Origin of the sequence: uncultured Serinicoccus sp., assembly GCF_947500995.1 — a bacterium.
Taxonomy (GTDB): domain Bacteria; phylum Actinomycetota; class Actinomycetes; order Actinomycetales; family Dermatophilaceae; genus Ornithinicoccus.
In genome coordinates, this window is sequence record NZ_CANMUA010000005.1 from 1 (window position 1) to 21,403 (window position 21,403).

Genomic DNA, 21,403 nt, shown 5'->3' on the forward strand with positions numbered 1-21,403 from the left:
GAAGCGCCGAACGACGGAGCGTGACGCCTCCCATTCCGGGCGCCTGACCTGCGGGGCGTCGCCTGCTTCGGGCCAGCTATAAGGACTGGTTCCGATAGGGCTGTCCACCAGTATAGGGCCGCGAATCAACTGCAAGTTGACCGCCGTTCCGGGGCCGCGTCTCTGCCAGATCGTGATCGGAAAGTTGCCCGGAAATGAGTCCCTGGGCCTCGGATCTCCGCTTTGTATAGGTATGACGATGACGATCCACCGGCTGACCGCAGGGTCGGGGTATGACTACCTGACCCGGCAGGTCGCCCGGCAGGACGCCACCGAGGTCGGCCACAGCGGGCTGGGCAGCTACTACACCGCCAAGGGCGAGGCTCCGGGTGTGTGGGTCGGCGCCGGCATGGCCGGGATCGCCGGCCTGGCCGCCGGTGAGGAGGTCACTGCCGAGCAGATGACTCGGCTGTTCGGCACCGGGGAGCACCCGCTGGGTGATGAGTCCGGGCAGAGCCTGGGCCGTCCGTTCCGGGTGTACGGCGGCCGCGATGACGTGACCCCGTTCCGGATCGAGGTGGCGCGCCGGTTCGAGAAGCACAACAAGGCTCTGGGGCTGCCGGTGGACCACCCGATCCCTGTGGAGGAACGCGCGAGCATCCGCACCCAGGTCGCCCTGCAGATGTTCCGCGCCGAGCACGGACGCGAGCCTTTCGACGAGCGGGAGCTGGCCGGGCTCATCGCCAAGCAGTCCCGGCCGCGGACCACCGCGGTCGCCGGGTTTGACCTGACCTTCTCCCCCGTGAAGTCAGTCTCCACCCTGTGGGCGGTGGCCGACCGGCCCTTGGCCCTGCAGATCAAGGCCGCGCACCAGGCTGCGGTCCGCGACGCCCTGGCCTACATCGAGAAGCACGCCCTGTTCACCCGCACCGGTAAGGACGGCGTGCAGCAGGTGGACGTGCGCGGCATGGTCGCCGCGGCGTTCACCCACCGCGACTCCCGCGCTGGGGACCCGGACCTGCACACCCACGTCGCGGTGGCCAACAAGGTGCAGACCGCGGCTGACGGGCGGTGGCTGTCCATCGACAGCCGCCTGCTGCACAAGGCGACGGTCTCCGCCTCCGAGGCGTACAACACTGCCCTGGAGAAGCACCTGCGCCCACTGGGGCTCACCTTCGCCCCGAGGACCCCGACCACAGGGCCGGAGGCCCGCAAGCGGCCGGTGCGCGAGGTCGTCGGTGTCGACGACCGGCTCAACCAGGCGTGGTCGAGCAGGCGGGCGAGCATCCAGGCGCGGCGCAGTGAGCTGGCGCAGGCGTTCCAGGCTCAGCACGGGCGGCCGCCGACCCCGGTCGAGTCGATCCAGCTCGCGCAGCAGGCCACCCTGGAGACGCGCGACGCCAAGCACGAACCCCGCTCCGAGGCCGAGCAGCGACAGGCGTGGCGGGCCGAGGCGCTGTCCGTCCTCGGTGACCATGACGGGTTGGCCTCGATGGTGGACGCGGCGCTGGCCGGGGCCCGCACCCACGGGCTCGGCGAGCGGGTCGACGAGGCGTGGGTGGAGCGGACCGCGGCGCGGGTGGTGGACACCGTGCAAGGGTCCCGGTCCACGTGGCAGGTGTGGCACGTGCGCGCCGAGGCCCAGCGTCGCGTTCGTGCCGCGGACGTCCCCCAGGAGCGGGTCGAGGACCTGGTCGAGCAGCTCACGCAGGAAGCGCTGGCACGCAGCAAGACGATGACGTCAGCCAAGGCGGACACGATCAGCGAGCCCGAACCGTTGCGTCGGGCCGACGGGTCCAGCGTCTACACGGTCGCCGGATCGCAGTTGTTCACCTCCACCGCGGTCCTGGAGGCCGAGCAACGCCTGGTCGCCGCTGCTGGCGTCACGGACGGGCGCCGCGCCTGCGAGCAGGACGTGGACGTGGCCCTGCTGGAGTCGGTCGCCAACGGGGTACACCTCAACGCCGGGCAGGCGGCGCTGGTCAAGGGCATGGCGACGTCGGGGGCGCGGCTGCAGCTGGCGATCGCGCCGGCCGGGTCGGGCAAGACCACTGCCATGCGGGCTCTGGCCCGGGCGTGGGAGGCCTCCGGCGGGACCGTCGTCGGGCTCGCTCCGGCCGCGGCCGCCGCCGCCGTGCTGCGGGACAACGCCGGCACCCAGGCCGACACCCTGGCCAAGCTGGTCTGGCACCTCGAGCACGACCCCGAGCACCTGCCTCGGTGGGCAACGGACATCGACGAACGGGCCCTGGTGGTCATCGACGAGGCCGGGATGGTCGACACCCTGTCCCTGGACAAGGCGGTCACCTTCATCACTTCCCGGGGTGCCTCGGTGCGTCTGGTCGGGGACGACCAGCAGCTGGCGGCGGTCGGCGCCGGCGGGGTGCTGCGCGACATCCGCGCCACCCACGGCGCTCTGCACCTGACCGAGCTGATGCGCTTCACCGGGGCCGCCGAGGGCGCAGCCTCACTCGAACTGCGGGAAGGACGCCCCTCCGCCCTGGGGTTCTACCTCGACACCGGACGCGTACACGTCGGTGACCTGGCCACCATGACCGAAGAAGTCTTCGGTGCCTGGTCGGCCGACCGGGCCCGTGGGCGGGACGCGATCATGCTCGCCCCCACCCGGGAGCTCGTCGCCGAGCTCAACCAACGTGCCCGCGACCACCGCCTCGACGGGGTACCCCGACCCACCGACGAGGTCGCCCTGTCCGACGGCAACCACGCCTCGGTCGGGGACACCGTCATCACCCGCCGCAACGACCGCCGCCTGCAGACGGCACCGACCGACTGGGTCAAGAACGGTGACCGGTGGACCGTGCTGGACACCACCGGCGCCGGGGCCCTGGTCGTGCAACACACCCGCACCGCCCGCAAGATCGTCCTGCCGGCCGACTACGTCGCAGCCAATGTCGAGCTCGGGTACGCCTCCACCGTGCACACCGCCCAAGGGGTGTCGGTCGACGTCACCCACGGCCTGGCCACCGGGGACGAGTCGCGCCAGCAGCTCTACACGATGATGACCCGCGGCCGGGACGACAACCATGTCTACCTGGAGGTCGTCGGAACCGGGGACGAGCACGACGCCGCCAAGCCGCACACGGTCAGCCCGCGCACCGCCACCGACATGCTCGAGGCCATCCTGGCCCGGGACGAGGCACCTGCCTCAGCGACGACCATGCTGCGCGAGGCCGACGACCCGTCCGTCCTGCTCGGTGAGTCCACCGCCCGGTACGTCGACGCGCTCTACACCGCCGCCGCCACGGTCGGCACCGATCGTCTCCAGGCGCTCGACGAGGCCGCCGAGCGCCTTGTCCCCGGCATGAGCGAGGCGGCGGCGTGGCCGACCCTGCGGGCGCACCTGACCCTCATCGCCGCCGGCGGGAACGACCCGGTTCAGGCGCTGGCCGGCGCGGTCACCGCGCGGGAGGTCGACACCGCCGCCGACCCCGCTGCCGTGCTCGACTGGCGCCTGGACGACACCGGGATGCGCAACACCGCCTCCGGACCGCTGCCATGGACCCCCGGCATCCCAGCCACCCTGGTCACCGACCCGACCTGGGGGCCCTACCTGGCCGCCCGCGCCCAGCGCGTCACCGACCTCGCCTCCGAGGTCGCCGAGCACGCGGTCACCGCACCCACCCCCGAGTGGGCGGCCCAGGGCACCGCCCGCCCGGCCGACGACGTGCTCGCAGCTGTCGCCGTGTGGCGGGCCGCGAACCAGGTCGAGGCCACCGACCTGCGCCCCACCGGCCCGGCTCACGCATCCAAGGCCGCCGCGACCTACCAACGCCAGCTGCGATCCCAGATCCAGGGCGACCGCTCCCCCGCCCTGGCCGAGTGGGGACCGCTCCTGTCCGAGGTCGCGCCGGGGGCGGCCAAAGACGCCTTCGCCCCTGTCCTGGCCGAGCGGCTGGCCGCCGCCACCCGGGCCGGGATCGACGCCGCCACCCTGCTCCGCCACGCCGCTGGCACCCGGGCCCTGCCGGACGACCACGCCGCGGCCGCGCTGTGGTGGCGCGTCGCCGAGCAGCTGACCCCGGCCGTGAACACCACCACCGTTACTGGGCAGCTCCTGTCCACCGCGTGGGCGCCGACGCTGGCGGACCGTCTCGGGGAGGACCGGGCACGGGAGATGCAGGCCAGCAGCTGGTGGCCGGCGCTGGTCACCACCGTCGACCACGCCCTGCAGCGCGGCTGGTCCCTGGACGCCCTGGTGGCCACCGCTCCTTCGCCGGGAGCCGACGTCGACGACGCCGCGGCGATGACCTGGACCATCAGCACCCTGCTGGACGACCCGACCCACCTGCACACCGACATCGGACCCCACAACGAATCCCTCGAGCCAGGTGGGACGGGCGTCGACCCCCACCCGGTCTCGGTGCAGGCCACCGACGCCGAGTACCGCCAGTACCTCGATACCCTGACCACCCCCTCCCCCACCGACGCCCCGACCGACCAGCAGGACGACCTCGACCCCTCGACGGTGAACGCCGGTCTGGCCCTGGCCGCGCAGTACCGCCGGCTCATGGGGCCGTTGGACCCGACCGACACCGACCTGCAGCGGGCCTTCGACCGCGCGGTGCAGGCGCAGGAATCGCCCGTCCCGGTGCAGCGGCTGGCGCAGGTCAACGCGATGGCGCTGCACTACTACGAGCAGCAGCTGGTCGCCGGTGGCTGGGCCCGCGACTACCTCGCCGGCCGGTTCGGCCAGGACGTCGCCGGCCACCCGAACGTGCGCCCCGGGTACGCGCCAGCCGGGTGGACCCGGCTGGCCGACCACCTGCGCGCCCAGGGCGTCACCGACATCGAACTGACCACCACCGGGCTGGTCACCTCCACCAAGGACGGCCGCCTCATCGACCGGTTCCGCGACCGGGCCGTCTTCCCGATCACCGACCACACTCGCGGGCAGGTGCTGGGGTTCGTCGGCCGCCGCAACCCCTCCACCAGTGAGGACGCCCCGCATGCCGGTCCCAAGTACCTCAACACCCCCAGCACCCCCCTGTTCTCCAAGGGCCACCAGCTCTACGGCGCCGACGCCGACGCCGACCTGCTCAAGGCCGGGGCCACCCCGGTGCTCGTCGAGGGCCCGATGGACGCCCACGCCATCACCCTCGCCACCCGCGGCATGTCCGTCGGGGTCGCTCCGCTGGGCACCGCACTCACCGCAGACCAGGCCGCGCAGCTCGCCCAGCTCGGCGGCCCTGTCGTCGTGGCCACCGACGCCGACCTGGCCGGCCGCATGGCCGCCGAACGGGCCCACTGGCTCCTCGCCCAGCACAACGTCCCCACCTTCCACACGCCCCTGCCCGAGGGCACCGACCCCGCAGCCATGCTCCACCACCAGGGCGCCGACGCCCTGACCGGCGCGATCCTGGCCTCATCCCCCCTGTCCGACCTCCTGCTGGAAGAGCGGCTGACCAACCTTCCCTTCGACGAGGCACTCGAGCCAGCCGCCCGGGTGCTGGCCACCGCCGACCCGTCCAGTTGGGACCGCACCTGCACCGAGATCGCCGACCGCCTCGGCACCAACGACCAGACCACGCGCCGGTCCCTCCACCAGGCCGTCCGCGCCTGGCACGACGACCCCTACGCGGTCGCCACACAGCAGCTCGACAACGACCGCGACGTGCGCGCACGGATCGACGCGACCGCACAGCAGACCCACGAACAACGTTGGGCTCCCATTGCCGACCGACTCGACAACCGGCTCACCACCCAGGAGGACTGGCCGGCCCTGGCCCACGTCATGCAGCACCTGCACGACGAAGGCCACGACGTCCAAGCCCTGGCCAAGGCCAGCATCAGCGACGAGCCCTTGGTCTCATCCCGTCCGGCACAGGCCCTGCGCCACCGACTAACGGTGACCGCTCCACCCCCGGAGACAGCCCTCGGAACTGCGGAGACGGTCTCCACAACCGCGGCCCGCCCCGAGGACGAACGGCAGTCACCTCAGGCCACCCCCCACCGGCCGACGACCCCGGGCCGCTGACCCGGTGGCGTCAGGTCCGGGACGGCCTTCTTGGGGAGTGGGTTGCCGGGTCGCCAGACTCAGGTGCATCCTGCAGATCAATACGAGATGTCGTGTTTACTGGCTCTTCATAGATGCGGGTGTAGCGAGCGCGTGGCGCGTAGGTCCGGGGGTAGGCATCGAAATCTTCCGAAGATGGGAGTTCTCACGCAACCCATCCGAAAGACCTCGGCGTGCTGGGGTTGACCCCGTCCGGTGGACATCGGTTAAGCGGCTTCTGAGGCCGCGGTGATGGTCCGGTGCTCGAACGCTACCGGAGGGATCTGGCCCAGGGCGCTGTGGCGCCGGCGGCGGTTGTAGACGTTCTCGATCCAGGAGGTGACGGCGTGGATCGCCTCGGTCCGAGTGGTGAACTCGTATCGCTCGTAGAACTCGGTCTTCAGGGTCGACCAGAAGCTCTCGATCTGGGCGTTGTCCCAGCACACACCGGTGCGTCCGACCGAGAGCAGCACGCCCAGCTCCTGCGCGACGTCGGCCAGCTGAGTGGAGGTGTACTGACAGCCCCTGTCGGCATGCAGGATGACACCGGTGACCTCGTCGTCGCGGAAGGTGACCGCACGACGTAGCGCGGTCTCCACGACGTCGGTGTGCAGGCTGTCGGAGAAGGCATAGCCGATCACCCGGCGTGAGCAGCCGTCGCGGACGGCGCACAGGTACAGCCAACCCTGGCCGGTGGCCAGGTAGGTGATGTCCGAGGTCCACACCACGTTCAGGGCACCGCGGTCGAAACGGCGGCCGACCCGGTCGGGGATGGTGTGCGGCACCTGGTCCGGCAACGTCGTGACCGGCCGCCACGGTCGGGGGCTGATCCCGCGGAGCCCGTCGGTGCGCATGAGCTTGGCGACCGTCTTCCTCGTGACGACCTCGCCGTCCTCGCGCAGGTCCGCAGTGATCCGCGGTGCACCGTTCACACCGTCGGAGTCGGCGTGGAACCGGCGGATCTTCACGAGCAGGTCATCCTGGCGCTGCGCCCGGGCCGAGGGACCGGCAACTTGCCGGTCGACCCACTTATAGTACCCCGACCGGGACACTTTGAGCAGCTCACACATGCGCACGATCTCGAAGGTGGCCTTCTCCGCGTGGATCAGCTCGAACGCCCGCTGGGGTTGTTCGAGGCGTTCTCCGTGACGAAGAAGGCCGCTGCTGCTTTCAAGAACTCCCGGTCCATCCGCAGCTGGGCGTTCTCGGCCCGCAGCCGTTCCAGCTCGGCCCGCTCATCGATATCCAGGGCCCCCGGCGGGTCCTCCACTCGGGCCCGCTCGGTCGCGACCCACCGCCCCAGCAACTGGGCCCCGACCCCGATCTCCTGGGCGACCTCAGCGATGGTGCGGCCGGTGTCGATCACCAGATGGGCAGCGTCACGACGGTACGCCGGGGTGTACTTCTTCCTCTTGGCACCCATGAGGGCATCCTCTCCTGCCAGGCTCACCTGGCCGGTCAGGATGTCCACCCAACGGGGTCAACCTCAGTGCCGACGCTACCTTCCGGCGCCCTGACCTGACCAGCTTCACCGGCTTGGAAGACCTCGGTCTGGAGGTGACCGCCCAGCTGCTCCAGCCCGACCCTGCGGTGCTTGCGTGCCGGGTCCTCGAACCGGACGACTGGTGCCGGCAGTGCGGCTCCTAGGGCGCCCCGCGGGGACCGTGCCCCGGGAGCTGGCGCACGAGCCGTTAGGGTGGCGACCCACCGCGCTGCTGCTCACCGTGCGCCGCTACCCGTGCGCCGAGCTCCTGCGTATAGGCTCAGGAGACCGTAAGCGTTACCTTCCCGAGACGCCTCGCTCGCCCCAAGAGCCGCTCGGCCTCAAGCACGGCTTCCAAACCGACTTCCTCGGCTACCCGAGGTCGCAGAACGCCAGCAGCCATCAGAGGCAAAATCATCCGCTCGAAAGAACGCGTCACCACAATCCGTTCTTGCAAGGAACGGGTCCGGAACGTGACGCCCTTCATAGTTATTTGCCGGCGAGCGAACTCGTCGAGATTCATACTTCCCCTGGTACCTCCCAGACGCCCGACATGGACGATCCGACCACCGATTGCAGTACTCAAGACGTTGCTGTTGATCGTGGAACCCCCCACCATATCTATCACAAGATCCACCCCGCCCTCGACAAGAGAGCCCACCTCTCCGGCGACCGCCTCCTCGCTGCCACCCAGGACAGCTGTGAAGCCAATGCCTAGTAGTTCGGAGGCGTTCTCTCTCGAGCGCGTAGTTCCTATTATGATGCCCGCGCCGAGGTGCCTAGCTATCTGGACCACCCCCAAGCCAGTGGAAGACGTCGCCCCGCGCACCAGAACCGAACCGCCCGGCGATAGGTGCCCAGCGCGATGCAAAGCATCGAAAGCGGTAGTGTACGAAACAGGCGCAGCAGCCGCCTCGGCCCAGCTGTACGCCGACGGAACACGCAAGGCTAGCCGAAAGTCCAAAATTGCTTCTTCCGCCCATGCCCGCGGCGTCATACCCATAACACGTTGCCCAACCCACGTACCCACCACATTCGACCCCTGCGCCATTACATGACCCGCCATCTCCAGCCCAGCGACAGGCTCAGATCCCCCCAGGTCGGACGCCTCAAAGTGCGTCGGGTTACGGCGCAAATCCGCTTGGTTGATGGCGCTGGAGCGAACGGCAACCAACAGATCGTTCGGTCCCATGGTCGGCCGTGGGACGTCTTGTAAGACGAAGCGAGCGTTCTCTCCGGTACCATCAATTACTACTGCTCTCATGAACGTAATCCTTGTACTAGAAGGAACAATATCAACTCGTGCAAAAACGCTACAGCATCGACCCTAGCCCGCAACGAGCAGTTGGACTGTCTGCTCTTCCCCAGAAAGCGTCTGAAGACGTGAACGCCAGCCACGTTGGCTTCCGCCGTTCCAAGATTCGGTGAACCATGAAACGACGCGGCGGTCCAGAGGGAGTCTACCGTAATTCACCATGTTTGCGCGTCCAGAATAGGAACAATAACCCAGTAAATAACATAACAACCCCCCACGCGGACCAAGACAAGGAGTAACCTTGTGAACCACTGAGCAACCCGAACAAGGGTGGCGCGACAGAGCCACCAACGGCCCCCCCTATCAGGAGCCTGGCCATTACCGCGCGACTGTGATCCTTGTACATCCTGGTCGCCATAGCCATCAACAAACTTCCGGACGACCAGCCACAACCGAAGATGAGAATCACGCCCACGATAATGGCCGCAAGAGACGGCACAGACGCCAACCAACTACCAAGCCCCGCGAGAACAAAAAGACTACCTATTAGTACCGTTTCGCTTACCCTTGGTGAATCCGCGAAAGAGCCTACCAGCACTCTGCTGGCCGCCGATAAAAGCCCACCAACAATGAGAAGTACCGCTCCCCATGAAGCCGCGACATCGATTGCAACAACGGTGACTACAAGGAAGGTGGTGGACACGTTCGTCATTCCATAAGAAAACGCCATGAAAACCCCAAGGACTAGGATGACCGCAGGCGACGGACCCTCTTCAGGACGTGGCCTCCGACGGACTCCTCTAGGACACCGACGACTGAGCGCGAAAGACAAACAGAAGCCTGCGACCCCCACGAGAACGAAAGACATTCGCCAGCTAACTGCGGTCAGCGTGAGCGCACCGACGGCACCCGAAGCAGCCACAGCTAGAGGCTTAGCGCTTTGAAACCAACCGAAGGCCCTTCCATAGTTGGACCCGACAACAATGGACCCCAGTAGGCGCCCCACTGACATCTGATGAACGCTACTGCCCAGGCCACCCACAAATAGTCCAAGCAACAAGACCGGAAGAGTGTGCGCAGTCGCCACCACGAGCCCGGCGCAGACCCCACAGACACCCCCAGATAGGGCCCCGGTTCCCACATGCCAACGGTCAAGAACGCCACCAGCAAAAAGTGATGCAGTCGCAAGCCCCACCGTGAAGAAGCCAACGGCTAGTCCAAGGTCCGCTGGGGTCAACCCAAGGTCGTTCATGATTCTCGGGGCTTGAGCCCCCACGAGAAAAGCCGGAAAGACAGAGGCTATAGTGGACGCTACGACCAAAGCGACGGTCGTATTGGGCCCACCCTGCTCATCAGACACTCTTGCGCCCTCCAACGGGACTACCTCTTCAGTCTATTTGCTTTCCAAGCAGACCCCACAATGGCGGCCAGGCCAGTTCATATTGACACTCCTCGCTGCGAGAAACACATTCAACGCGTCGATTCCATAGCACGCCTTACAAGCGCAGCTAGGCCACGCAAATCTATAATGTTCCAATCCATCCAGGACAAATCGCAAAGAACATCCGACTCGTACCATTCCTTCAACTCCCCGCCTGTGACTACGCTCGATTCCGGCGAGCAGGCTGGGACAATATTTGTGCCGTGTGGAGGTGACCCGGAAACTGACAAGAATGGAGGCGCGGATAAATGACGCCGTTCACACGCCCAATCGAACACCGGCCGACGAAGTATTTTGTGCACTTCGCCCTGCTGAACGTCCAACTTAAATCGAACCAGGTGACAAGTCGCATGGATTATCCCAATGCCGCCACCGTCCTGGACTCTGGCCGCCAGTTGCGCCTGATGTAGACGGGAGGGCCGCGACTCGAACTGGGAGCGCTCGAGCTCCACCGCCGCGACCAGAGCCTCCATCGACCGCTCGTCACCCCTCGTGAGCACATACGCATCGTAGGCTTTTGAGAGACAATTCTCAATACTCATGCGAAAGACCCTTGAGGGTGTCTGTTTCAGCACGTCCTCGATATAGACAATGCTCCCTTCGGGAACTTTGACAAACAACCTTTCCGAACCACTCTTCTTGACGACCGCGACACGCCCTGACTCTGCCCCCGATACGGCCGATGGACACAAAATCAAGTCGCCGGGGAGCGGATCCCTTTCGATGTCTTCGTAGGTGGCCCGCGTCTCTTTCGAAAAAGCGCGCAAAACGTCAGCTGAGGAAGCGCTGTACGCAAAACGCGCAAGGTCCATAATAGCGCCTGGGCCTATGACCACCACTGAATGAACCCCGGTTTTGGCGATGCGTTCACGCAAGGCAAGGGCCGTGGCAATATTCTTATCAGAACTTGAGACAGTTTGTACCCAAGCAGCCCGCATCAACAAGGGCTCTGGGACCTCGAGGTTTCGATGAACCACGAGTGCCCAGTGCTCGAGACTGTCGAGGAGTTCCTCGAGACGGTTCAAGTAGCGAACCGGGGTCATCGGATGTTCGCCTCAGCGGGAGCGCTCTTATCTCCGCGTATCGCGCCCCAAGCGAGCATTCCAGCCAATCCAACGAGAAGGATCACCATGAGCGCTGAAAACGGGCGATACACGAAGATACCCAACTCGCCATCCCCCATTATCATCGAGCGCCGGAACTGAACTTCCATCATCGGCGCAAGAATGAATGCCAGTATAAGGGGGGCAAGATCAAACTTCCACTTCTTCAAGGCATATCCTATAACGCCAAACACGAGTGCCACGATGATGTCGTACAACTTATGGTTTATGCTGTACAGCCCTGCGACGGCTATTATGACTATGATCGCGTTCAAGAACGCGGGCGGCACCCGCAGAATTTGCACAAACACCCCAACCAGGGGAAGGTTCAAAATCAGAAGTAGCAAGTTTCCAATGTACATCGACGCGATCACGCCCCAAAAGATGTCGGGATGCTGCTCGATTAGCCCGGGTCCCGGTGGAACATTGTGCATTAGGAGAGCGCCGAACATCACCGCTAGAACTGAATTTGGCGGCAGGCCCAGTGTCAGTAGCGGTATGAACGACGCGTTGGAGCTGGCGTTGTCAGCAGTTTCCGTCGCGGTCAACCCCTCAACGGCGCCCTTACCAAACCGAGATGGTTCCTTGGATATCTTCTTCTCAAGACCGTACGCGACAATCGAACTCACGGTTCCGCCACCGCCAGGAACCACGCCGATGAAGAATCCGACAATCGCGGCCCGCACCATGGCCCACCGGCTCCGCACCCAGTCGTCCATCGTAGGGAAGAGCCGCCCCAACTTTGTATCAACACCCTCGGCCCCCAACCGAGTATCTATAGCGTAGAAAACCTCACTCAGCCCGAACAAGCCCACGGCAATAGCGACGATCGAAATCCCGCTAGCGAGATCATAATTCCCGTAGGTCAAACGCGTCTGACCCGACATTGCGTCGACGCCGATTGTTCCAATCAGGAGCCCCAAAGCAGCCAAAGAAAAAGCTCGAACTTTAGAGCCGCTGCCGATGATGGCCACCAAGAATATACCAAAGAGAGTGAGCATGAACAACTCGGGAGGGCCGACTCGCGCAGCGTACCGCGCCACAATGGGGGCTAGTACGGTCAATCCCACGATCGCAATCGTGCCGCCGACGAAGGATCCGATAGCAGTTATCGCGAGAGCTGGCCCGGCGCGGCCCTGCAGACGCATGGGGTAACCGTCGAAAGTAGTCACAACGGCCGACGCGTCGCCGGGCATATTGATAAGGATCGCTGGTATTCGCCCGCCGTACATCGTGCCGTAATATATCCCGGCGAGGAAAATAATGGCTGTGGACGCGGGCAAGCCAAATGTTAACGGAAGGAGCAGGGACACCCCGGCGGTCGGCCCCAGGCCGGGTAGGAGGCCTACAACGGTTCCAATTAAAACGCCGAGGGTAACAAACAGGAGGTTTTGGGCGGTTAACGCAACTGAGAAACCCTCAACAATGCCTTCGAACACGATATAGCCCTCTCAGGGGAGACGAACGCTTAAGACTTGGGTGAAGAGCAGATAGATAAAGACCGTTACGCCAACGGGCACAAGTACGAGAGGTATAACGCGACGCTCCTGTGATATCCACACTGCGCCCATTCCGAACAGCGAGCTGGCCAAAATGAAGCCCAGGGGCCGTAGGGCAATGATGTATAGACATATCCAGACGATCAACATCACGACACGTTTTACTCCCCCTTCGGCAAACGGTTCGCTACGCCTAGGCCTCCAAATGATTAGGATTGACAGAACCATGAGCAGCAGACCACCGTTCATGATCCAGCCCCCCGGACCTGGCCTCTCTACTGTTCCCAGTCCCAGTCTGAGTGCCTCTACGACCGCGGCGACGGCTATCGCCATTAGCAGTATCCCGATGATTCTATCGGAGACCTGTGCACCGACATCCGGGCCAGCGGGAGAGTCCGTTTGTGGGGGCATGCCTTTAGGCATCTGTTTCTCCTTGGGTGGTAGGTTTCTCGAACCTCAGATGCGCTGTTTCGTACGCCTGTGCACGGGCTCTGCTGTCCAAGCCACCGCTTAAGTTGGGGGCCTCAATCTGGGGGCCGACTCGTAGCATATGCCCTCGCTCTTGGGTAGTCCAATATTGCGCTGCTTCGGATCCGAACCCGCGTGACGGCCCCGGCTTGGTCATCTGTCTGGCCCGAATATGCGATTTCCTTGGAGGCGCCTCGGCCCAGGACCTGACCTGGGCCGACCTACGGACACACCGCGACTTGGTGGTCCCTAGGCCGGCCCAAGAGCCGTGCCTGCTATCAGCCGACGACCTCGCGGATTGCCTCCTCCAGCTCCTTGTACTCATCGGTTACCTCATCCGGATCCCGGAAGGTCTCGGGAAGGAATGGGCCAACACCCTCTTGAACGTCAGGCTCGTCCAAGCATGTGCGCCACAGATCCGTGAGTCGATCTTGAACGTCCTCCGGGGTACCTGCCGGGACAACGACGGGAACCTCGATCGACATCGATGGAAGCGCGTCCCCGTAACCCAGTTCCTCCAACGTTTGCGTCTCCCCTGGGAGGTATGAGGGTACTGAGTCACCGGCTACTGCAATGACGCGCATCTCCCCTGATTCGATTCGGGGCAGGTAGTCCAGCGAGACCGCCGTGGCACCCGCCGAATAGTCGCCGGCTAGCACGCCTCGAGCGATTTCGGCATTCGAGTCGGTGGGTACGACCCTCGCCTCGAACGCACCGTCTTCAACCAGGGCACGCGTAGCGAAGTCCTGAAGGGAATTTGCGCCAGGCGTAGCAATGGTGGCTTCCTCAGAACTGCTCGCTTCGGCAAAATCCTCGAAAGTTTCGATGTCCGAGTCGCCAGCAACCCACAAAATCATAGGGGTTGCGTACATGAGAGCCACAACCTCCATGTCGTCGAACTCGTAGCCAGTATCAGTAGTCACGGGAGTGATGACAGTGGGGCTGTTCGAACTGATAGACACCGTGTACCCGTCGGGCTCAGCCTCCACCAGCCGACGTGTCCCGATCGTCCCCCCGGCCCCAGGGACATTTTCGACGACGAACGAGGCCCCAGTCTCGTCGGAGAGACATGGAGCTATGGCGCGTGCCATGGTGTCCCCATTACCGCCGGCGTCATAGGGGACGATGACTGTCACGTCTCGCGAGGGGTAGTCGTCTCCGCCGTCGCCTGACCCTCCTCCCCCGCAAGCCGTTAGACCCAAGGCCCCAACCAAGGCCAGCAGGGTAGTGGCGGGTGCTCTACGCATAGGAACTCCTTCGTTCGCTGTCACAGGCCGTACTCGCTGTACATCAACCTCGTGAGAGCCTACTATCAGACTCGGTCACAGCGCAAGGGGTCAAGAGAGGAACTTTGCCAAGTAGCGCTGGCTCCAACTGGACGCGCAGTCGGGGCTCCAACCGGTCCCAAATGGTGTCGGGGCTCAGATCGCGAGCTCGCTCTCGCTCGATCTCGTGCATGAAGACCGCATGGCAATTCTGGGCCACTAACTCAGCCGTTCTCGCATTCAGAGGCCGTGCCAAGACGGGCTCTGTTAACATGCGCTCCACAAGACGGATAGTTCGATCCCCTTGCGCCATGTTGCGAGTCCAGCTGGATCCCATGCGCTGGAACCCTGAGCGCAGATACCTAGCCCCATTCCGAGGATTCTTTGCGTAGAACGAGGATCGCATATTGTACACTCTCAATATGCGCCGCAAAATCCAGTCCTCCGCCGCCTCGCTAGGCCCTTCTGCTTCTAGCTGCTTGTCTCCCGCCTCAATTTCCTCTAGCGCCGTGTCGAGCAGGTCTCCATAAACCGTCGCGAAAAGGTTTTCTTTAGTCTCAAAATATCGATAGACTGTGGCATCACCGACGCCCGCCTCTCGGGCAAGGTCACGGACAGTGACATCGTCGAAGTCAGAAGCTTGAAACAAATGGTAGGCCGCCCTCAGAATGGCGTCATACCTGCGTGAATGAGAGCTACTTAAAGTCATTTGAAGTTTACCGGCCCTGCGCAGGATTAGGTAGGGCACGCCCGCTTGTCGTGACGCTGCTCACCCGCACGGTGCTCAAAACGCCTTCTTGCAATTTTGGGAAGACGGGAAACACCGACGGCACCAGCACCAATTTGAACCTGGCAAGTGCGTCGTGGCATTTCATCGGTGCTATCCATTTAGTCCGACTGCACCCATCCGTACCCGGAAGAATCACACATTCGTCACTGAGAACCTCTAGTTGAGCACCGCCCCCAGCTCGGTCCAGCAGCAGGATGGCCCGAACCGCAACATCTTGCGGTGACGCATACCTCAAGCCCCAATATCCATTAACTTCATTCAACGTGCACTCGACGTCCCATACCGAACCAACTGAGATCAAGTCCTCGAGCCGCAGTAAGAATCGAGTACCACTTGAATCGCCCAGCACTCGAGGGCCGCTCCCCAAAGTCGTCAGACTAAATATACTACTACTAAACGAAGGCGCCTCGCGGTACTCGCTGATCAGTTCTACCTCAAACTCATGTATGTGGCTCGCCGTACCTTGCGATGCATCCGTATCCCATTCCTGGCCTTTCCAGGAACGGTCCCCCAAGTCAAACACGGACTCTGCAACTCGGCCCGCCGGACTATTCGCGATGACATCCTCGGCCCAATCAAGAATCTGGCGCCCCAATCGCCTATGTCGCGCGTCAGATTCGAACCCATAATCCACGCCACCTTGGATCCCTGTGAGATCCCCATGAGTCCAGGGACCGACTACCAAACGACTTCCCGGCACCATCCTGCACCCGTGCCACAGATCCAGCATGCCGGCCAGAAACGGGTCCCACCATCCGGCTATAAGGAAGCTCGGGACGTTCAACGAGGTCAGCTGGGCGTTCTCATGCTCTTGACTGACAGACTCTCCGAAGGAACGCGCCCTTGTTATGGCCGGATGAGTCCACCAAGCCATTGCCCACGGAGATTCTTCTTCGACGGCGGCAGCTAGCGCGCACAAGTACTTGGCGTACGCCGTGTCCAACACGGAACGCTTGCCCGCACTCCCCCCTGGTCCCCCTCCTTCCGCTTCTGGGTATGGGTCCAGGTTCTTTCGAAGGATGTCCGTCCACGCTATCCGCTCGCCGAGGTTGAAGGCGCCCCCCCGGTAAGCCCAGTCCCGTGCAAGATCTACAGGAGCCTGCATCAGTGCAAGACCCCGAATACGCGAGGAGTCGGCCCGTGCCGTGGCCAGGGCTGCGGCCCCCGAATAGGATGCACCGTAAAGCACGATGCGCCCGTCCGTTACCCCTGACGCCAACGCCCAGTCCACTGCGTCCACGCCGTCCCGCCCCTCGTGGATGTACGGATCGAATGTTCCGTCTGACCCGTGACGTCCGCGGACATCTTGGATCCACACGTTCCAACCCCTCTTTACAGCCTTCGCGGCATTAAGGCCAGCGTACCGGGCCTGTTGGAAGCCATAGGGAGTACGTTGTAGGAGCAGGGGCCTTTGCCGAGGCTCATCGTCACTTGATGGAAACATCAATGTGCCTCGAAGGGTTGCGCCATCCCGCGTTATGCAATCCTGACTTACGGTCTGACACTCGGGCTCTGTCACATTCATGCCTCAGACGATCCCCGTCGCTCGCAGCTTCTCAATCTCATTCTGTGAGAGCCCGAGATCGTCACGCAGGATCCTATCGGAATCCACCCCCAAGGCCCCCCCAGCATCTCTAACTGTGGCCGGCGTCCCCGTCATGCGTACAATTGGTCCCTGTAGTGTGATATTTCCCAACTCCTGATCGGGGACCGGTTTAAACACGCCATTGGCAACCATGTGTTGATCTGCCATCAGTTCAGGGGTGCTGTAAACTGGAGCGTAGGAGACCAGGTGGCTATCGAATATGGAGACGATCTCACTATATTCGCGTTCGGCTGCCCATGCGCGAACCAGCTTCCCGATCTCTTCACTGTCACGAAGGCGTGCTTGGCTATCTGCCGCATAAATCTCCCCCAGATCGGGACGCTCAATTGCCCTAAACATGTTGCGCACGGCATTGGGATGGCTTCCCGAGATGACGAACCATTTATGGTCGCGTGTCTGAAACGTATCCCGTGGGGCCGTCCACTTCCACTGATTCCCGACGCGACCCTGCACCTCACCGGTGGCGTCATACTGGACCGTGTTGTAGTCCATCAGGCGTGCAAGCGGTTCGACAAGGTTTGCGTCGATTAACTGACCCTCGTCCTCACGGTTCATCAAGGCGACCATTACCGCAAAGGCCCCAGCCATACCGGTAACACTGTCCGCCAGTGCGAATGAAGGCATCGTCGGTGGGCCATCTGCCGATCCGGTGGTATACGCGAACCCACTCATCGCCTCGCCAAGACTACCGAAGCCCGGGCGGTCGGCATAGGGCCCAGTCAAGCCGAAAGCTGAAATATGAAGAACGATCAGGGCGGGGTTTTCTGACTTGAGAGATTGGTAGTCTAAGCCCCACTTCTCTAGAGTGCTGGGACGATGGTTCACGATCGCCACATCGGCGTTCCTAACCAACCGACGAAAGAGTTCCTGACCTTCACCCTTTCGCAGATCCAGAGTCATGTACTCCTTGTTTCTGTTCGCGGACTTGTAGCACAAGCCCACCCCATCTTTCTCCGCGCCCCAATGCCGAATGGGGTCGCCTTTGACAGGGTCTTCGACCTTGATGACGCGCGCTCCGTGTTCGGCTAACAACGTCCCGGCGAAGGGTCCAGCGACCATGCCTGATGCATCAATAACAGTGATGTCGCTCATATTAATGTTCATTTTCATGGCTAGCTACTCTTCCAATCTGTCAAGGCGACCCGTTGGTCAACCAGTAGTTTGACGACACGTTGCATTGCGAATTCGCCTGACCTTAGGGACAAGACATTGAAGAAGCCAGGCAACGCCACAGGCACCTGGACCGCGTCTCGGCCCCTTTCAGTGTAGCCCGCCGCCACGTCTGCACGCGCGATCACCATATCCCCCCGGGACGTGTCGGACGCGGGCGGCGGATCAATCAGAACGGCCTCCCGGGATAACTCCTCCGGAACGACGTCAATTGCATATCCCAAGATGAACACGTGGTCGGCGGAGGACCGGTAGTTCGTAACCCACCAAGAGGGGTCCACGATCGATACCGAAGCGTTACAGCGTTCGGCTAAACGACCTCCCAGGACCGCGTAGTCCGATGCATGGCCGCGATCGTGAGTCGGTCCCACGTCCCGAATAAGTGTTATCTCCGTCTCGGCTCCACGCGAGGGTGAGATTTGGATGGGACCACCTTCGCCATTATGCACGGTAACAAAATCACCAACTGGTCCATTCCATTCTTGGAGAAACTCATTGGCTTTCGCGCCCGTTTTCCCATAAACGGCCTCTTCCAAGGTTAGTGCGGAGGCTGCGGCCGCCGCCTGAAACTTGCGCTCATCGTATTCAAACACGGTCTCGGACCTCAAATCCCTCGTATCCTGAACTAGCCACCCGTTGACATTCCTCTCGGTACGATCCGAAGTGGCCCAAATAGAAGAGAAAGCTCTTCTTTTTCCCCGGAATGTTTGATCCGGTGAACCACGATTCAGCGAGCGGTATGACGGACTTGTACGCTTGTTCGCCCACCGTTTCCGTCCACATTCGTTGTGCCTCAATGTCAGGTTGGATGGATCCATTTCCATTGGCATCCATCCATTTCATTAGGTCGTGGACCCAATCGACGTGGTTCTCGATCGACACCGGCAAGTTGCCAGTTGTCGAGCCTGGCCCCGTCAACATGAACATGTTGGGGAATCCGTGCGTCATGAGTCCTAGGTAGGAGTTCGGGCCGTCTTGCCACGCCTCGCGCAAAGGCTGGCCCCCCGCACCCTGAATATCAATGCCAAAGTACGGACCGGTGATGGCGTCGAACCCAGTGGCAAAGATCATGACATCAATGGGGACGACTTCACCATCAATGACGATCCCCTCCGGAACCATTCCCTCGAATTTCTGGTAACGAAGATCGCACAAATGCACGTGCTCGTTTGCGTACACTTCGTAATAGTTGGTTTCGACAATGGGGCGTCGGGCCAGAAATGGAAAGTCGACTGGGACTAGGTGGTCCCACATCGCTTCGTTGGTGATACGTTCCCGTGTCTTTTCCCTGATGAACTCAGAGACGATGTCGTTCGCCCGACGGTCGAGGCTAATGTCCCTATAGGAACCGTAGGCGAACTCGAGGCCCCCCTTGTTCCACATCATCTCGAGGGTTTCATTGCGCTCTACGGCTGTGTCCTCCAGAACTGAACGTCCGTTGTGCTGCCACGGGTACCCACCGGCCGAGTGACGCGCCACATCCCAAACTTGTCCGTACCTGCCCTTCAGCTCCGTTAATTCCTGCCTCCCAATGGTATGATGCTGCGCTGGAATAGCGTACTGAGGGGTACGTTGCAGAACGTAAAGCTCCGCGGTCTTGGAGGCAATCTCGGAGACGACTTGGACGCCCGTGCTTCCCGTCCCAAGAACCGCGACTCTCTTGCCCTCTAGAGCCGTGCCCTCCGGCCATGCAGCTGTGTGATGCCATTCACCGGAAAAGGAGTCTAGGCCAGGGATTTCTGGGACATATCGGGCGATTGACAGATGACCAATACCCAGGACCAAATAGCGCGCTCGGTATCTTTCGCCGTCGTCGGTTCTGACATCCCACATCTGTTCTGCTTCTAGGTAGTGGGCATGAGCGACTCTTGTATTAAAGTCGAAGATCTGACGCAGCCCAAAGCGATCCGTCACATGATTAAGATACTCGAGAATCTCGGGCTGGGTCGGATATTTTCCTTCCCAGTCCCACTCTTCCAAGAGTTCCTCTGAGAAGGAATAGCAGTAAATGTAGCCCTCGGTGTCGCAGCGCGCCCCTGGGTATCGATTCCAATGCCAGGTGCCCCCGACGCCGGAACCGGCTTCTATACCTTTCACGCTGAAGTTGCCCTCATTACTCAATTTATGTGCTGCGTAGAGGCCTGCGAAGCCGGCACCAACTACTACGGCGTCGTAGTATTTGTACTGGTCCATTTGTGTCACTCACCTTAACTTTCGTCCGTTATGTCACTGGTCGGCCGATTACTGCCCGGCTTGGGTGTGTATCGAGGTAGTGCATCCGTCTCCGACCTGAAATATCCTGGGTGTGGGAATGCGGTCGTCTTGCTATGAGCTCGCTGATCGCGGATGCCTTCCGCAAGCGAACGGACCGTGCCGACCGGCACATCGGCGTCGCGCAACTGCCGCACGGCCTCGTCGCGTGATCCCTGGCGCACCCACCTGGCCAGGTCCCCGTGCATGGCTGGCCAGGTGTCCTCGGCTTCGCGGTTGCCGCGGTGCTGTTCTAGTCCGGTTGCATCGATCATTGCGGAAAACGATTGCGGCTCGACCGCCGTTATGGTGAGCCATTTCCCGTCTCCAGCTTGATATGTATTATAAAAGGGACAATGGCCCGTGAAGAATTTCCCATCGCCGTCTGCTTGAGATGTCGCTAGCCATGCTTCAGCGGGAGCCATTAGATGTCGCAGATTGTCCACGATAGAAAGGTCGAGGTAGCAACCACGTTGCGTCTGTCGTCTAGAAATCAGAGCAACCAATATGGAATACGCCCCGTAGAGGCCACCAGCCGCGTAGTCAGCAACTATGTTCAACGGGACTTCATGGACGCCATTCTTTCTACCCAGGACTGAAAGAAGGCCCGATTCGGCCAGAAAGTCGAGGTCGTGCCCACGAACCGATGCTAAATCCCCGTCCTGGCCATACCCCGTCAGGGACGCGTAGATCATTTGTGGGGCGTCAGAGCTCAACGACTCGTACCCGAGACCCAATCGGGACATCACTCCGGGTCGAAACGACTCCAGCAAGACGTCGGCCTCTAGCGCCAACTGTCGGGCGCGCTGCATTCCATCGGCCTGCTTCATGTCTACGCATACGGAGGTCACCCCTCGATAGAGTGGGTGCACGCCCGACTCGCGAGCTCTATTGGCCAGGAAGCTGTCCGGATCACGGGAGGGGGGTTGCGCGGTCTCGATCATGACCACATCTGCGCCGAGATCTGCAAGGAGTCTGGCGGCAAAGGGCCCTGGCGCCATCCGGGAGAAGTTGATCACCCGGACACCGAGAAGCGGGGCCGCGTTCGGCTTCATGGTGGTTTCTGTTTGTTCGCTCAACG

General features: G+C 62.4%; 13 protein-coding genes and 1 pseudogene. 2 read left to right on the forward strand and 12 right to left on the reverse strand.

The genetic code is table 11. The features are described from left to right. The first annotated feature begins 238 nt into the window (after positions 1-238). A complete protein-coding gene (mobF, locus tag Q0967_RS08635; protein WP_299449591.1) occupies positions 239-5,974 on the forward strand; it encodes a MobF family relaxase in 5,736 nt (1,911 codons plus the stop codon). 245 nt (positions 5,975-6,219) lie between these two features. On the opposite strand, the gene Q0967_RS08640 is transcribed toward mobF, so the two are convergent. Next, a protein-coding gene (locus tag Q0967_RS08640; protein WP_299449592.1) for an IS3 family transposase occupies positions 6,220-7,415 on the reverse strand; the annotation gives its coding sequence in 2 pieces (ribosomal slippage) (positions 6,220-7,163 and positions 7,163-7,415; 1,197 coding nt in all). A 95-nt stretch (positions 7,416-7,510) separates the two neighbouring features. Between Q0967_RS08640 and Q0967_RS08645 the strand changes: the two are divergent. Beyond that, positions 7,511-7,734: pseudogene (locus Q0967_RS08645) on the forward strand (ISL3 family transposase); the annotation flags it as partial. A gap of 21 nt (positions 7,735-7,755) precedes the next feature. On the opposite strand, the gene Q0967_RS08650 reads toward Q0967_RS08645, so the two are convergent. From Q0967_RS08650 to Q0967_RS08685, 11 genes are all read right to left on the reverse strand, one after another. After that, positions 7,756-8,271 carry a zinc-binding dehydrogenase gene (locus Q0967_RS08650; RefSeq protein ID WP_299449593.1) on the reverse strand — a complete coding sequence of 172 codons (516 nt, stop codon included), beginning with the start codon at positions 8,269-8,271 and terminating at the stop codon, positions 7,756-7,758. Between the two features lie 664 nt (positions 8,272-8,935). Further along, a complete protein-coding gene (locus Q0967_RS17410; protein ID WP_367181613.1) occupies positions 8,936-10,090 on the reverse strand; it encodes an MFS transporter in 1,155 nt (384 codons plus the stop codon). A gap of 110 nt (positions 10,091-10,200) precedes the next feature. Continuing rightward, on the reverse strand, positions 10,201-11,214 hold the full coding sequence (locus Q0967_RS08655; protein WP_299449594.1) for an iron-containing alcohol dehydrogenase: 1,014 nt from the start codon (positions 11,212-11,214) through the stop codon (positions 10,201-10,203). Then, on the reverse strand, positions 11,211-12,713 hold the full coding sequence (locus tag Q0967_RS08660) for a tripartite tricarboxylate transporter permease (protein ID WP_299449595.1): 1,503 nt from the start codon (positions 12,711-12,713) through the stop codon (positions 11,211-11,213). Before Q0967_RS08660 ends, Q0967_RS08655 begins: the two co-directional genes overlap by 4 nt. A gap of 12 nt (positions 12,714-12,725) precedes the next feature. Then, positions 12,726-13,196: a tripartite tricarboxylate transporter TctB family protein gene (locus tag Q0967_RS08665; protein WP_299449596.1), complete on the reverse strand. Its 471-nt coding sequence runs from the start codon at positions 13,194-13,196 to the stop codon at positions 12,726-12,728. A gap of 323 nt (positions 13,197-13,519) precedes the next feature. Then, positions 13,520-14,377, reverse strand: coding sequence for a tripartite tricarboxylate transporter substrate binding protein (locus Q0967_RS08670; protein WP_299449597.1), 858 nt, complete (start codon positions 14,375-14,377; stop codon positions 13,520-13,522). A 154-nt stretch (positions 14,378-14,531) separates the two neighbouring features. Continuing rightward, on the reverse strand, positions 14,532-15,215 hold the full coding sequence (locus tag Q0967_RS17415) for a TetR/AcrR family transcriptional regulator (RefSeq protein ID WP_367181617.1): 684 nt from the start codon (positions 15,213-15,215) through the stop codon (positions 14,532-14,534). A 7-nt stretch (positions 15,216-15,222) separates the two neighbouring features. Next, positions 15,223-16,821 (reverse strand): CocE/NonD family hydrolase, encoded by a 1,599-nt coding sequence (locus Q0967_RS17420; RefSeq protein ID WP_367181614.1) that lies wholly within the window; start codon positions 16,819-16,821, stop codon positions 15,223-15,225. Between the two features lie 3 nt (positions 16,822-16,824). Next, entirely contained in the window at positions 16,825-17,994 is a 1,170-nt protein-coding gene (locus Q0967_RS08675; RefSeq protein ID WP_299449598.1) for a CaiB/BaiF CoA-transferase family protein, read from the reverse strand. Between the two features lie 663 nt (positions 17,995-18,657). Then, a complete protein-coding gene (locus tag Q0967_RS08680; RefSeq protein WP_299449599.1) occupies positions 18,658-20,265 on the reverse strand; it encodes an NAD(P)/FAD-dependent oxidoreductase in 1,608 nt (535 codons plus the stop codon). Positions 20,266-20,279: 14 nt separating this feature from the next. Then, positions 20,280-21,377: a CaiB/BaiF CoA-transferase family protein gene (locus tag Q0967_RS08685; RefSeq protein WP_299449600.1), complete on the reverse strand. Its 1,098-nt coding sequence runs from the start codon at positions 21,375-21,377 to the stop codon at positions 20,280-20,282. Positions 21,378-21,403: the final 26 nt, after the last annotated feature.